Annotated in this window: 17 protein-coding genes and 1 pseudogene; 12 read left to right on the top strand and 6 right to left on the bottom strand. The window is 58.3% G+C overall.

Annotation, left to right across the window (positions count from 1 at the left end):
* Positions 1–2 precede the first annotated feature (2 nt).
* Positions 3–1172 carry a sensor histidine kinase gene (locus ACUY2T_RS07865; RefSeq protein ID WP_448308177.1) on the bottom strand — a complete coding sequence of 390 codons (1170 nt, stop codon included), beginning with the start codon at positions 1170–1172 and terminating at the stop codon, positions 3–5.
* A gap of 62 nt (positions 1173–1234) precedes the next feature.
* On the opposite strand from ACUY2T_RS07865, the gene ACUY2T_RS07860 reads away from it, so the two are divergent.
* From ACUY2T_RS07860 to ACUY2T_RS07845, 4 genes are all read left to right on the top strand, one after another.
* Positions 1235–1954, top strand: coding sequence for an ABC transporter ATP-binding protein (locus tag ACUY2T_RS07860; RefSeq protein ID WP_448308176.1), 720 nt, complete (start codon positions 1235–1237; stop codon positions 1952–1954).
* Entirely contained in the window at positions 1951–3213 is a 1263-nt protein-coding gene (locus tag ACUY2T_RS07855; RefSeq protein WP_448308175.1) for an FtsX-like permease family protein, read from the top strand. Before ACUY2T_RS07860 ends, ACUY2T_RS07855 begins: the two co-directional genes overlap by 4 nt.
* 51 nt (positions 3214–3264) lie before the next feature.
* Positions 3265–4038: a class I SAM-dependent methyltransferase gene (locus ACUY2T_RS07850; protein WP_448308174.1), complete on the top strand. Its 774-nt coding sequence runs from the start codon at positions 3265–3267 to the stop codon at positions 4036–4038.
* 154 nt (positions 4039–4192) lie between these two features.
* Positions 4193–4543 carry a VOC family protein gene (locus ACUY2T_RS07845; protein WP_448308173.1) on the top strand — a complete coding sequence of 117 codons (351 nt, stop codon included), beginning with the start codon at positions 4193–4195 and terminating at the stop codon, positions 4541–4543.
* Positions 4544–4610: 67 nt separating this feature from the next.
* Here the strand turns inward: ACUY2T_RS07845 and ACUY2T_RS07840 are convergent, their stop codons facing one another.
* Positions 4611–5210 carry a class I SAM-dependent methyltransferase gene (locus ACUY2T_RS07840; RefSeq protein ID WP_293789592.1) on the bottom strand — a complete coding sequence of 200 codons (600 nt, stop codon included), beginning with the start codon at positions 5208–5210 and terminating at the stop codon, positions 4611–4613.
* A 7-nt stretch (positions 5211–5217) separates the two neighbouring features.
* Positions 5218–5513: pseudogene (locus ACUY2T_RS07835) on the bottom strand (HigA family addiction module antitoxin).
* Positions 5514–5683: 170 nt separating this feature from the next.
* On the opposite strand from ACUY2T_RS07835, the gene ACUY2T_RS07830 reads away from it, so the two are divergent.
* From ACUY2T_RS07830 to arfB, 6 genes are all read left to right on the top strand, one after another.
* Complete coding sequence (locus tag ACUY2T_RS07830; protein ID WP_448308172.1) at positions 5684–6100, top strand: hypothetical protein; 417 nt, start codon at positions 5684–5686, stop codon at positions 6098–6100.
* Between the two features lie 82 nt (positions 6101–6182).
* Positions 6183–6542, top strand: a complete 360-nt coding sequence (cmtR, locus tag ACUY2T_RS07825) for a Cd(II)/Pb(II)-sensing metalloregulatory transcriptional regulator CmtR (RefSeq protein ID WP_012359887.1) — start codon at positions 6183–6185, stop codon at positions 6540–6542.
* Positions 6539–8431: a heavy metal translocating P-type ATPase gene (locus tag ACUY2T_RS07820; protein ID WP_448308171.1), complete on the top strand. Its 1893-nt coding sequence runs from the start codon at positions 6539–6541 to the stop codon at positions 8429–8431. The genes cmtR and ACUY2T_RS07820 overlap by 4 nt, the downstream gene beginning before the upstream one ends.
* Positions 8432–8634: 203 nt before the next feature.
* Positions 8635–8799 carry a hypothetical protein gene (locus tag ACUY2T_RS07815; RefSeq protein ID WP_192816054.1) on the top strand — a complete coding sequence of 55 codons (165 nt, stop codon included), beginning with the start codon at positions 8635–8637 and terminating at the stop codon, positions 8797–8799.
* A gap of 238 nt (positions 8800–9037) precedes the next feature.
* Positions 9038–9547: a putative glycolipid-binding domain-containing protein gene (locus ACUY2T_RS07810; RefSeq protein WP_237746811.1), complete on the top strand. Its 510-nt coding sequence runs from the start codon at positions 9038–9040 to the stop codon at positions 9545–9547.
* A 31-nt stretch (positions 9548–9578) separates the two neighbouring features.
* Positions 9579–10022, top strand: a complete 444-nt coding sequence (gene arfB / locus ACUY2T_RS07805; RefSeq protein WP_448308170.1) for an alternative ribosome rescue aminoacyl-tRNA hydrolase ArfB — start codon at positions 9579–9581, stop codon at positions 10020–10022.
* A gap of 54 nt (positions 10023–10076) precedes the next feature.
* Here the strand turns inward: arfB and ACUY2T_RS07800 are convergent, their stop codons facing one another.
* Genes ACUY2T_RS07800 through ychF form a run of 3 tightly spaced genes read right to left on the bottom strand, consistent with a single transcriptional unit; the run spans position 10077 to position 11778 of the window.
* Positions 10077–10337: a HigA family addiction module antitoxin gene (locus ACUY2T_RS07800; RefSeq protein ID WP_448308210.1), complete on the bottom strand. Its 261-nt coding sequence runs from the start codon at positions 10335–10337 to the stop codon at positions 10077–10079.
* 34 nt (positions 10338–10371) lie between these two features.
* The gene (locus ACUY2T_RS07795) at positions 10372–10653 is read right to left on the bottom strand and encodes a type II toxin-antitoxin system RelE/ParE family toxin (RefSeq protein WP_005290974.1); all 282 of its coding nucleotides are present in this window, start codon (positions 10651–10653) and stop codon (positions 10372–10374) included.
* A gap of 39 nt (positions 10654–10692) precedes the next feature.
* On the bottom strand, positions 10693–11778 hold the full coding sequence (gene ychF / locus ACUY2T_RS07790) for a redox-regulated ATPase YchF (RefSeq protein WP_293792316.1): 1086 nt from the start codon (positions 11776–11778) through the stop codon (positions 10693–10695).
* Between the two features lie 284 nt (positions 11779–12062).
* Between ychF and ACUY2T_RS07785 the strand changes: the two genes are divergently transcribed.
* Together ACUY2T_RS07785 and metS are read left to right on the top strand one after the other, a co-directional pair.
* Positions 12063–13706: a sodium-dependent transporter gene (locus ACUY2T_RS07785; RefSeq protein ID WP_448308169.1), complete on the top strand. Its 1644-nt coding sequence runs from the start codon at positions 12063–12065 to the stop codon at positions 13704–13706.
* Entirely contained in the window at positions 13706–13888 is a 183-nt protein-coding gene (gene metS / locus ACUY2T_RS07780) for a methionine/alanine import NSS transporter subunit MetS (protein WP_448308168.1), read from the top strand. The genes ACUY2T_RS07785 and metS overlap by 1 nt, the downstream gene beginning before the upstream one ends.
* The last annotated feature ends 94 nt before the right edge of the window (positions 13889–13982 follow it).

The following is a 13982-nucleotide window of genomic DNA, read 5'->3' as shown; positions in this document are numbered from 1 at the left end:
CACTAGGTTGATTTAGGGGATTCCGACAGAGGCAGTTCAAGAATCAACCGCGCACCAGAACCATTTTCAAGCGAGCTTTCACCATCCTTAATGTTCTGGAGTTTCACCGTTCCACCAAGTGCAGCAGCACGCTCACGCAAACCTGCGATACCTGTACCGTTTAAGTCACGTGAATCTTCTGAAGAGGTCTCGATAAATCCAACCCCATCATCTGTAATAGACACTCGTAGCCGATTCGAAAAGGCAACCCTCACGTCAACGTGCTTAGCTTGGCCGTGTTTCGTTGCATTCGTCAAAGCTTCGGCAACGCAGTGGTAGGCCAGTAGCGCCATTGTTTCGTCCAACTCCGAAGAGCTACCTTCGACCTGCAAACAAGCGTCGACCCCTGCGTGTGCGATTAGCTCTTCAAGGGCTGCAATCAGCCCTCTGTCAAAGAGCACCTGCGGGGCGATTCCCCGCACAGTCGCACGTAACGCGCGTAGCGCCTGGGAGGCATTGTGTTCTGCATCCTCCAATGCTATCTCCATAACTTCAGCGGAAGCCTGATTCTTGTAATGCAATTTTGCAGTAGCGAGGTTGAGTTTTAGCGCTGTCAAATATTGTTGTGGCCCGTCATGGAGTTCACGCTCGATGCGACGGCGTTCGCCAGAAAAAGCGTCGATAAGAGTGGCACGAGAAGCAGCGAGTTCCTTGTCGCTGGGAGATAGCGCAAACCGAACTACAGCTATTGACGCCGCGGAAAGCAGTCGCGAGAAGATCATCAAAAGACCAATAGCAATGGCAGCCACACCCCAAGAAACAACAAAAATGAGAATTGGATTTGAGGTGGACCATTCGCCCAGAGAAAGCTCGCCGACCGGTAGGAATGGGATGGCAATTAGTACTCCTGCGAAGAAGCCCAAAGAAACCCATGTGAAGAAGGCAGCCGCAGCAAGCACAAGTTGCATCACCAGATGAAAGAACTGTGGCCAGTCGAACCAGCGGCTCGCTTTGCGGTACGGGACTTCTACGCCCATCCACAACGCCCCACGTCTACAGATAGCATCTGCACCGCGTGCAACAAGGGGAATCCAAGGCAGTAGCAGCAACGAGATAACGAATCCAGGTACGAAAAGGAGCGCGAGCACTGCACTCCAACCCAAACTCTTCAACGTCTTCATCGATTTCAACATTAGTGGTCGCCTTTGAGAAAAACGGTAGAGCCAGCTCTACCGTTATGTAGGTAGTTGGCTCCATGGCTTCCATACTGTGTGGCTGGTCGGATGAGAGTATGCAGAAATCAAGAACAAGCAGTCATGCCACCACCGCATCAGCTAGCTCACCAGTCTCTCCGCAAGCGCTCCAAGCTCATAACCTTACGAAGCGATTCGGTAAGCACAAGGTGCTAGACGGTCTCGATTTGAGCATTAAAGCTGGTGAATTTGTCGCTGTGATGGGCCCATCTGGAAGCGGCAAAACAACACTGCTCAAAATTCTATCCGGCTTAGACAAGCCTTCATCAGGCACAGTGAATGCTCCGGACCGTACAGAGCGCGCCTTCGTCTTCCAGGATTACAACCTGCTGGAATCCCTCACGGCAAGGCGCAATGCGATGCTTACCGCCAGGTTTAGTGGGCGCCGCTGCTCCATGGCTCAAGTCAAGACAGTCTTTAATTCATTGGGACTCAAAGGATTTGAAAACTATCTGCCAAATCAACTCTCCGGAGGTCAACAGCAGCGTGTAGCCGTAGCTCGTGCGTTGCTTGCTAACGTTCCATTCATCTTTGCTGACGAGCCCACGGGAGCTCTCGACGATCAAACTGCTGATGTGGTGTTAAGGCATCTCAAAACAGCAACCCAATCAGGATCGACAGTGGTAATGGTTACGCACTCCCAAAGAGCAGCCGCATATGCGGACCGCGTAATTGATCTCGCTAAAGAACCTCTGGCCACTCCTGGGAGCAAAAACTCATGATTGTTTGGCTTAAAGACCTAAAGTCGAATTGGTTGTCATGGCTGGCGATTTCAATCACGATGCTCGTTTCCTCCGCTAGCTGCAGTCTGGCAATTTCGATGATCTCCGCAGATGGCAAAGACGCAATTCCCCTTGGCGGAACGATCCTTGGAATGTCAATCTGTGCCATCGTTCTAGTCACGTTTAGTCAGATGCGTTTGACCATCGAAGAACACCAACCGATTTATCAGAGTTGGCGCATGGTCGGCATGCCTGGGTGGATGATCAACCTCCTCATACTCGGCCAAGTTGCCGTAGTTAGTGCTACTGCCTCTTTAATCGGGGCACAACTCATTCGCCCAGCGCTGAGCCCAGCAGTCGAGGCCCTTCGTGGTGATGGTATCCCCATGCCTGACCTATCGGTTGATGCCTCTGTGGTGATGTGGGTCGTACTTGTTTGTGGTGGGGCCGCTATGGCTGGCGCACTGCTACCGCTAAAACAGATTTTTCGACCGCAGACCGACTCTCACCCGTTGTGGATCACAATCCGGAGCGCGGTTGCTACGGTCGCTATTGCTGGATGCAGTATTGGAGGCGCCTGCATCGAGAAAACAGAAGATGTACTCGCCTGGGCGATGGGAATGTCAGTCCTCATACCGCTACTACTGCCCTGGCTGCTGCCTCTTCTTGACCAGTGGACACGTGTACTCGGCATTGCAGGAGCCAACGTTCGCGTCCGACGTAAATTTTCCTCGCCTCACATCATTCCATGGGTATTGTTCGGAGGCCTCATCATCAGTGTGGGTTCAGGGCTTCGATTAATCAAGGGCGCAGAGCCTGGGAGCTCAATGTCGGCATGGCAAGTTTTTGTGGTTGTCCTTGGTCCAGTCCTTGCCCCCAGTATCGTTGGCGCCGTAATGACTTCGCTCATCATGCATGCCCGAATCAAAAGGGATATCCATGGGCTTCGCCTTGCAGGCGCGCCCAGTAGGTCCTGGATTCTAATTGAAATAGGCGAAGCATTTGCACTCACCGGAACGGCTGCAGTGGTGGTTTTGGTGTTCACGGTTCTGACCGTTGGCATAGTAAATGACCACCTCACCGGCTTTGTTTCTTTCCATGGGATTTGGTGGACAGCCTTTGCCTGCACCTTCGCTGCGATGTTCTTGGCTCTATGTAGTGTCAAATTGTCGGTAGCAACAATCCGGACAGCAGTCGATGACGTTTTGCCCGGTGCATGCGTCCGCCGTCGACTAACGTTCAGCCGCGCTATCGAGTGAACCAAACCAGCTTCATGACAAAGGACAACGATTTTCATATAGGGTGAGCACATGAGCTCTCCCAGCGATATCTGGTCAGCCAGCGATTACGCCCCGACAGCTGCACGCCTACGACCGATCTCTGAACTCGTCGCCACGGAATTGGCCGGACGTTTGCCCACCCCTGCAACGGTTGTCGACATCGGATCGGGGCACGGCGATGGCGTCGCAGCGCTCGTCGCCGAAGGCTACACCGTGACCGCTATCGAGCCGACCGCCCGAATCCGCGCGATCGGGCAGCGCAACGCGCCAAACGCCACGTGGATAGACGCACTGGGCGAAGCCACCGGCTTGGATGACTCGTCCGTTGACGCCGTCACGAGTACTTTTGGCTCAATGTTCTGCGATCCAACTCCCGGAACGACAGAATGGGCTCGCATTTTGCGTCCGGGCGGCGAGCTTGTGATGACCGCCTGGAATCAAAAGGGTTTCCTCGCCACAATGACAGACGCAATGATGGAGACGGTCAATCCAGGTTCCTCCAAGCAGACCCCACCGCACATGGCCTGGGGCATTGACGAGGTGGCACACGAGCGTCTGTCGCATTGGTTCGAAAGCATCCACATCGAGCACCGCGAGCTGGAATGGTCCTTCGACAGCGTTGAGGACGGTATGCGGCTATACCGCGAAGGCAGTCCAACGCATGCATGGATGGCCGAATGCATCGGCTCTCACCGAGAAGCGTTGTGGACTGCATTGCGCGATCACCTCGAAGCCCATGCCGACACGTCCGGACGCGTCAACTCCACGACCGGCTACGTGCTCATCACAGCACGCCGTCGCTGATCGCCAGGATTCTTGCAGAGAGATCGCCGGAAAATTGCAGAAAATACGGCTTAGCTACACGTTGAACTTGAACTCGATGGAGTGTCGTTGCAGGGTTTCTTACTCGCTTGTAGATAACAAGCGGAAACAACGAAACACAGGTACGCTGCGGATTATGCGTAACCCAGCTTTCGCTATCCGCCAGGTCACCTTCGACTGCCACGATCCTTCCAAGCTAGCCAAGTTTTGGTCGGCGGCAACTAACTGCGAGATCGCCGCAGATTATGGGGACTTCGTTTTGATCGATTCCACCCCAGCGTTAGGTTTTCAGCGCGTTTCGGTTCCCACGCCTGGCAAGAATCGCATACATATCGACGGCGGTGGGGTTGACCGCGAACTCCTTGTGGAGCGTCTTAAGAGTTTGGGCGCTATCGAACTTAGCTCCCACGAGGCGCCAGGCCTGGTTTGGACCATAATGCAGGATCCGGAGGGCAACGAGTTTTGCGTGGGCAACCCCGGAGCCTAGCTACACATTGAACTTAAACTCCACCGAATCCCGTTGATTGTTCACATGCGCAACGTTCTACTCGTACTCAGGAGCGATTCCACACCAATAGATAGCGAAACAGCGGGAGCCGCCGGAAGGAACACCCCGGCAAGCATGAGCGTGCCTGTGTTCGAACTTGCCGATAAGTCAAGGGAAACTCGAACTTTTTGGGTGCTGAATCTTCTACGTAATTACGGAGCTTTGCATAGAACCGGTGCTGAACTGCTCCGACAACATCGTAGACAAAGTCGACTGTGGTCGTACTCCTGGCTAAACCGAGGATTACCAACGTGCCACCCGGGGAAACTAGACTGCGCAGCCGAGCCAGCGCCGCTTCAAACTCCGGCAAGTGATGAACCGTTGCTACGGCAGTAACAAAATTAAACTGCCGTTCTCCAAAGTCATGGGTCAACACATCCCCTTGCACCCATCTGACTCCACACTCACGCCGACGCGCAGTGACTAAAACATCATCATTGGCATCAATCCCTGTCACGGTCAAGCCACGGTCACTCAATACTTGTGCCAAAAGCCCCTCACCGCATCCCACGTCGAGTGCGCTATTCATTGTCGGCTGACACTGCTCGAGAATTAGACCATGATACTGCCGATTATGGTTCCAACCGTCCTGAATGAACTTCTCCATTCCTGATTTACGCAACCTGGTGCGGCTTGATCAACTCAAGCTGATCAGCAATCGTTTCACTCTCTACATCATAGTTATAATGCGACTGCAGGTTGATCCAGAACTGCGCCGTCATGCCAAAAAACGGCCGAGACGCAAGGCAGTGTCCGCAGTGATACGGCGCTTGCCATGCACAATCTCGTTGATGCGTCGAGGCGGAACGCCGATAGACACTGCGAGTTTATGCTGAGAAATACCCACTGGTTCCAGGAATTCCTCCATAAGGATTTCCCCGGGATGAATCGGAGGGTAAAAACTTGTCATTCCGCTTCCTAGTGATAGTCGACAATCTCCACGTCACGTGGCCCAGCAATGGCACAGATGAAGCAAATGCGCCATTGACTGCTAATTCTGACACTGCGCTGCCCTGCTCGGTCGCCACTGAGTTTTTCCCAGTTGGTTACTAGGCGCCACTTTGAGTTCGACCAATTCAGTTGCAGCATTCAGCTGACCGCGGCTGGGAGGACTTCGGCTACAAGGGCGAAGCGCCCAACGGCGCGGACGTGGCACAAGCCCACCTCGAGGCGTTCATGGCTGCAGTGGACGGCAACGGATTCGCCACCGCCGCACCGCTGGATCGGCAATACCCCAACATGTTCCAGCCCGGCTCCGCCCTGCCGATCTTCCCCATGGTGCCCGAGCTGCGTAAGCACATTTTCTACGGCTCCGGCACCCACGCTTCTGCCGAGCAAACCGCCAAGGACGGGCTCAACCTGATGTCCTCCACCCTGGTCTCCGATACCACCGCCGAGACCCTGGGCGAAATCCAGGCGGATCAGATCAGCCGCTACCGCGCCGCGTGGAAGAAGCCGAATCACGAAGGCCCAGTTACCGGCTATCCCATCGACTAATTCCTGCAGGTCGCAAGCTCTTCGTTTCAACGTCAGTTCAGTGCGTGTTGAATAGTTCAGTAACTGCTGTATGATTCAGCATATGCTGACTATTGCTTCACGCCTCGACGTCATGAACCGGCTCGGCCGGGCCATGGCGGATCCGACGCGCTCCAGAATCCTAATCACCCTACTCGACGGCCCGAGCTACCCGGCCGTGCTTTCGCGCGACCTGGACCTGACCCGCTCGAACGTCTCGAACCACCTGACCTGCTTGCGTGACTGCGGCATCGTCGTCGCCGAGCCGGAGGGCCGCAAGACACGCTACGAAATCGCCGATCCGCACCTCGCGACAGCGCTCAACGCGCTAGTGAACGCGACGTTGGCTGTCGACGAAAACGCCCCGTGCATCGACCCTGAGTGCTCGGTGCCCGGCTGCGACGGAAAAGGAGCGGACGCATGAGTTCAGCATGTGGATGCGAACACGAACCAGCCACGGAGATCGAAGATCTCGATCGGCCCTGGTGGAAGGACCCCGAGTTGCTACTGCCGATCTTCTCCGGCGTAGCCCTCTGCATAGGACTGGCACTGGGCTGGTCCGGGCTAGAGACACCCGCGACAGTACTGTTCTGGGTCGGCCTGCTGCTAGGGGCGTATACGTTCGCGCCCGGCGCTATCCGGAACCTTGCCACGAAGCGCAAGCTCGGCATTGGTTTGCTGATGACGATCAGCGCGGTCGGCGCGGTGATCCTCGGTTACGTCGGGGAGGCCGCGGCGTTAGCGTTCCTGTACTCGATCGCCGAGGCACTGGAAGACAAGGCGATGGACCGAGCCCAGGGCGGACTGCGGGCACTGTTGAAATTGGTGCCGCAGACCGCGACGGTGCTGCGCGACGGTACGGCGGTCGAGGTCGCAGCGAAGGACCTCGTGGCTGGCGAGCTGATGCTCGTGCGCCCCGGAGAGCGAATCGCCACGGACGGCATCATTCGGTCTGGGCGCTCCAGCCTTGACACCTCAGCGATCACCGGAGAATCCATTCCGGAGGAGGTTGCGCCCGGCGACGAAGTGCCCGCGGGAGCAACCAACTCCGCCGGCGTGCTGGAAGTCGAAACGACCGCAGCTGGAACGGACAATTCGCTGACCACACTCGTGGACCTGGTCGAGCAGGCGCAGGCGGAAAAGGGCGACCGCGCCCGGATCGCCGACCGGATTGCCCAACCCCTAGTGCCCGGTGTGATGATCCTGGCGGTGCTGGTCGGCGTGATCGGCTCGCTGCTGGGCGACCCCGAGACGTGGATCACCCGCGCGTTGGTGGTCCTGGTCGCAGCATCCCCGTGTGCGCTGGCAATCTCCGTGCCGCTGACGGTCGTGGCCGCCATCGGCGCGGCCAGCCAGTTCGGCGTGGTCATCAAGTCCGGCGCGGCGTTCGAGCGGCTCGGTGGAATCCGTCACCTGGCGGTGGACAAGACCGGAACCCTTACCCGCAACCAGCCTGAGGTTACCGACGTGGTCCCGGCAGACGGATTCGATCGGGCGCAGGTGCTCTCCTTCGCGGCGGCGGTTGAGCAGCAATCGACGCACCCCCTCGCCGCGGCGATCGCGGCAGCGGGGCCCGAAGCGCCCGCTGCCTTGGACATCAGCGAAGAGGCCGGGCATGGCATCGGCGGCACCGTCGAAGGTCGACAGGTGCTGGTGGGCAGCCCCCGGTGGATCGACGCCGGGCCACTAAAGGCAGACGTTGAGCGCATGGAGTCCGAGGGCCAGACCTGCGTCCTAGTCACCGTCGATGACGCCCTCGCCGGGGCGATCGGGGTCCGCGACGAACTGCGGCCCGAGGTACCCCAAGCCGTGCAGACCCTGCACGACAACGACGTGGAAGTGAGCATGCTCACCGGTGACAACACCCGCACCGCCCGGGCGCTGGCTGAAATCGCCGGAATCGACGACGTGCGCGCCGAGCTGCGACCGGAGGACAAGGCAAGCATCGTCGCCGAACTCTCCTCCAAGACGCCGACGGCGATGATCGGCGACGGCATCAACGACGCCCCGGCACTGGCGGGCGCAACGGTGGGCATTGCGATGGGAGCAACCGGCTCTGACGCCGCGATCGAATCCGCTGACGTCGCCTTCACTGGCCACGATTTCCGGCTGATCCCGCAGGCGCTGCAGCACGCCCGCCGAGGCAGCAGGATCATCAACCAAAACATCGTGCTGTCTCTGGCCATCATCATCGTGTTGATGCCACTGGCGATCAGCGGCGTGCTGGGACTGGCCGCTGTCGTATTGGTTCACGAGGTCGCTGAAGTCATTGTCATCTTGAACGGCCTGCGGGCCGCACGAGCGAAGCGCTGAGACACACCTTCGCCCAGCGCGCTGGCTCTCCAGCGCGGATCTTGGAAGGATCGAGCTGCTCAGGGACCAAGCGTCGCCTCAAAACTTTTGATGCCGAGCTTCATCGACACGGTCCGCGACTACCTGGGCAGTGTGTTTGGCAAAGGGCTCCCACCCATCAGTGTTGCCGAGGCGTCGCCGGTCCAGTTGCCGTAACCGACCAGATGCAGATTCGTCATCGCGGTTTCGCGGCCGCGCATGAGGTGGCGGAATGGACTGAGGGCCGGACGGAAACCAGTGCACCAGATCAGATGGTCGTGGTCGAGCTCGCTCAAGCTATCGAAGATGGGGGTAGCGGCGAGCTGGCCGGAGTCGCGGAGCTCACGTAAATGAGGAAGCGCGACAATGTCCCCGAGGTTCGGGCCGGAATCGCCACCGAGAATCCGGCGGCGGCTGCTCGCGTTACACGTTGAACTTGAACTCCACCGAGTTTCAGTCGAAAGCTACCTGCCTTTTCGCACCATCAAGCGTGGTAAAATCCTCACCATAAAGCGCACGTATAAGTGGGAGCATGTCGAGACTCCCCTCATCCGGCACGAGGCCGCAGTTCATTTTTTAAGAGCCGGCTTGACCGCTTCCGGAGTGCAATACGGCGATGGATACGAGGCCACGTGGGAGCTGCGCACCGCGGAGAACTGGGTGACCGAACGTGTGTCGGTGAACGTTGAAGGCGACGGATGGGGGCGAAGCCTCGAGCTGTTTAGGTTCGAGCAAGGCGTGTGGTCGGCGGAAACCAATGAAGAGGGCGCCCAGCCTGAAGATCTGCCCTCCCCCGGTATCGTCCAGTCAGCCGACCTGAAAGCCGCACTCGATTGCGATCTCGGTCTGTGCCCTCTCACCAACACAATGCCTATTCGTCGCTTGACGCTGCTTGAGACTCAGGTTCCGAAAACGCAGCTGATCATGGCTTGGATTGATATACCGTCCCTCCAGGTGATCGCATCAGACCAGTACTACAGCTCCGTCGATGCTGAAACTGTCCGATACGGAAGCGGAACACGGGGAGTCGACGTCGAGTTGGAGGTCGACGGTGACGGAGTGGTCGTACACTACCCTGATCTCGCACGGCGGGTCTGATCCGGAAACAACTCTAACTAAGCTGGGCGGTATGAACGACCTGACCATCGCACCCGGCCCGGGTATCCCCGGCGGCCTCGTCGTCGTCGCCGCCGACCTGACGGAGCGGTTCGCGAAGTCGTCGGGACCAGGCGGCCAGGGCGTCAACACCACCGACAGCAAGGTGCAGCTCTCCATCGACATCGGGGCGTGCGCATCGCTTTCCGACGCCCAACGCCGCCGCGCCCTCTACAACCTCGAACACCGCCTGGACGGCACTGTGCTCACCGTGAGCGCGTCGACGCAGCGCTCGCAGGTCCGTAACCGCGCCGAGGCGCGAGAGCGCATGGCCTCCCTATTGCGTGAGGCGCTCGCCCCACCACCTCCCCCGCGGCGGAAAACGAAGCCGACGCGCGGCTCGGTGCGGCGCCGTCTCGAAGCGAAGAAGCGGCGCTCGGAACTCAAGTCCACGCGACGGCGGCCCCAAATTCCCTAGTTCGAACCATCCGCGTGCATATCCTCACGCTGACGGACCTGGTTCGGGTAACCGCTACGCTGAGACAGCTTGGACCGGCTGAATCCGCTCGATCTCGGCGAGGATTTTGTCTTCCGCCACATCCAGGTCGTACTGGGTCTGCAACCCGAGCCAGAACTGGGGGCTCATCTCGAAAAACTTCGCTAGACGAAGGGCCGTGTCAGCGGTTACAGCGCGCTTACCGTGAACAATTTCGTTGATCCGGCGGGGCGGAACGCCGATGGAGACGGCGAGCTTGTGCTGGGTGATCCCCATTTCCTTGAGAAAGTCCTCCATGAGGATCTCACCGGGGTGAACCGGAGGGAGCTTGTCAGTGGTAGTCAACGATCTCAACCTCCTCTGGCCCCGCGGCGGACCACCGAAAACAGATCCGCCACTGGTCGTTGATTCGAATGCTGAACTGACCCCGCCGATCACCTTTCAACGCCTCGAGCCGGTTTCCCGGGGGAATCCGTAACTCATCAAGAGTCTGCGCGTACCCAAGCTGGCGAAGCTTGCGCAGCGCTACTGAGTGAATGCGGGAATCGATCGAGCGAACCCGCTCTCGATTCCACAGACGCTCAGTGTCCTTGTCAGCGAACGACTGGATCATGCTTCACCCTATCCCCCATAACGCGAAGCGTCAATAACGTTAGACGTTAAACTTAAACTCGACCACGTCGCCGTCGGCCATCACGTAGTCCTTGCCCTCCTGGCGCACCTTGCCGTGGGCGCGGGCCTCCGCCATGGAACCGAGCTCGTCCAGGTCCTCAAAGGCCACGATCTCTGCCTTAATGAAGCCCTTCTCGAAGTCCGTGTGGATCACACCCGCAGCCTGCGGGGCGGTATCACCCTTATGGATCGTCCACGCGCGAGCCTCCTTCGGCCCGGCGGTCAGGTAGGTCTGCAGGCCGAGCGTTGCAAAGCCGGCCTTGGCCAGCGTCTGCAGCCCCGGTTCGGTCTGACCGACAGATTCCAGCAGCTCAGCTGCCTCCTCGTCATCCAGCTCCAGCAGGTCGGCCTCTGTAGCGGCATCCAGGAAAACGCAGTCCGCCGGAGCCACCAGCTCGCGCAGCTCCGCCTTCTTGTCCTCATCCGTCAGCACGGACTCGTCGGAGTTGAACACGTATAGGAACGGCTTGGCCGTCAGGAAGTGCAGGTCGCGCACGGTCGCCAGGTCGATCTCCCCCTGCGCCGCGGCGTTCGACAGAGTACGGCTATCTTCCAGGATCTCCTGCGCCTTCTTAGCACCCTCGACCTGTTCAGCCAGATCCTTGTTCTTCCGCGCTTCCTTTTCCAGGCGCGGCAGAGCTTTCTCCACAGTCTGCAGGTCGGCCAGGATCAGCTCCGTCTCAATGACGGAAATGTCGCTGGCCGGGTCCACACGCCCATCGACGTGGATCACGTTGTCATCGGAAAACGCGCGCACCACCTGGCAAATCGCATCCGCCTCGCGGATGTTCGCCAGGAAGGCATTACCCATACCCTCGCCATCGGAGGCGCCCTTCACAATGCCGGCGATATCCACAAAGGAGACGGTCGCGGGCAGAATGCGCTCCGATTCGAAGATCTCAGCCAGGCGCGTCAGGCGTGGGTCCGGCAGCTCCACCAGCCCCACGTTGGGCTCGATGGTCGCGAACGGGTAGTTCGCAGCCAGAACATCGTTGCGGGTCAGGGCGTTAAACAGCGTGGACTTGCCCACGTTGGGCAGGCCGACGATTCCTAGAGTAAGAGTCACGTGCCCCATCCTATCGCCCGGCCGTTGCTGCCAACAACGCACCCTTTCTATTGACGCCCACAGCTCGCCACCTAAACCGCTTTTAAAGTCCTTTCAAATCTCCGCAGCCCCGCCACCCCACCCCGTAAGTAATCAAACTCAGGAAAAAATTGTGAAAACCCACTATTAGCCCTCTTGCACGGTCGTATAGTAAATGCACCTTAGAAAAACTTGAGGCTTTGCCACCCCTAAAGTCTCGTCTCCCCCTTCACACCCCGAGATGCCTGCAAGAAAGTTGCCTCGCAATGACAACGTCTCAAGCCAACCCCCGTCAGCGACGGGAAACATTCAACTCCCGACTCGTCTTCCTCATGGCCGCCATCGGCTCCGCAGTCGGCCTGGGAAATATCTGGCGTTTTCCCTACGCCGCCTATGAAAACGGCGGTGGCGCGTTCCTCATCCCCTACATGGTCGCTCTCCTCAGCGCCGGTATTCCGCTGCTCTGGTTCGACCTCGCGATGGGTCACCGCTTCCGCGGTTCCACTCCCCTTACATTCCGCCGTACCGGCAAGTTCGCTGAACCTATTGGCTGGCTTAAGGTAGGCGTCAACTTCTTCATCGCGGTGTACTACGCCGCCATTATCGCCTGGGCCGGAATCTATACCTGGAACTCCATTTCCAAGGCGTGGGGCGACAACGCCGAAACGTACTTCCAGGAAGAGTTCCTTAAGCTCGACGATTCCTCCGCCTGGACCGGTGACTTCGTTGTACCAATCTTGCTGGTCATGATTGGTGTGTGGGTAGTGTGCATTTTCACCCTCGCTCGTGGCATTAACGAGGGCATCGGCCGAATCACGATGTTCTTCGTCCCGGTACTGATCATCCTGTTCGTAGTGATGGTAGTGCGCAGCCTTTTCTTGGAGGGCGCAACCGATGGCCTCGACGCCTTCTTCTCACCTGACTGGAGCGTCCTGACGGACACTTCGGTCTGGATCGCCGCCTACGGCCAGATCTTCTTCTCCTTGTCGATCGGCTTCGGCATCATGATTACCTACGCTTCCTACCTGAAGCCCCGCACGAATCTTACCGGCACCGGCATGGTTACGGCTTTCGCTAACTCCTCCTTCGAGGTGCTGGCCGGAATCGGCGTGTTCGCAACCCTGGGCTTCATGGCCGCACAGTCCGGCACCGCAGTAGACGAGACGGTGTCGGGCGGTATCGGATTGGCCTTCGTCGCATTCCCCACCATCATCAATCAGATGCCAATGGGTTCCTTGTTCGGAATCCTGTTCTTCGGTTCTCTTTTCCTAGCTGGCATCACGTCTCTGATCTCCATCATGGAAGTTGTGATCTCGGCAGTGAAGGACAAGTTGAACCTGTCCCGCGAGGTCGCATCGATCAGCGTCGGAAGCATCATGGCTGTTATATCCTGCCTGTTGTTCTCGACGACTTCTGGCCTCATCACGCTGGACATCATGGATAAGTTCACAAATAACCTGGGCATCGTTATCTGCGCCGTGGCCGCCGTCTTGACTATCGGCTGGATTCAGGGGCGTCGCAACGAAATCGCACAGCACCTCAACGCTGTATCCGAGCTGCGACTGGGTATTGTCTGGCAGGCTTGCGTGTTCATTATCACCCCTGCAGTGCTGTTGTTCTTCCTGGTTGAGGAGATCCGCACCCTACTCTCCGAGGGATACGAAGGCTATGAATCGAGCACCATTTTCAGCTACGGCTGGCTGGTACTAATCCTCATTGCCTTCGGGGCGGTGCTGTGGACCTTCATCCCGTTCCGCGGCAACCAGATCCTCGACGGACTGCCTAGCAGCGACTACGGCGTACCACCTAATGGCCGCCCGCGCGGGGTACCAAACCCTCTGTCCACTGGCGCTGCCACATCCTCGGTGACGACGCCTACCTCCACCCCGACCGAAGGGAATGAACTCTAATGACCGGCCCCGCAATACTTCTCATGGTGTTGTTTATTCTGGTGATCTGGGGCGGACTCATCGCCGCTATCTTGATGCTCGCCAAGACTGACGACAACTCCACTGGTGAGCTAGGCGACGCACCTGGCACGGACAATGATTCGCTTTTGGCCGCTCACACCGCCACCGGTGTCAGCCAATAATCAAACCCACTAACCAAACCCAATAATCAAGCACAGTCACATCAACATGCTCCGGGAGGGCATTTCTAACTCCCGTTTCGGGCCGTCGTAAGGC

The sequence above is a fragment of the Corynebacterium sp. 22-2729 genome (genome assembly GCF_053479475.1).
This window is presented reverse-complemented; position numbering and strand designations above follow the sequence as displayed.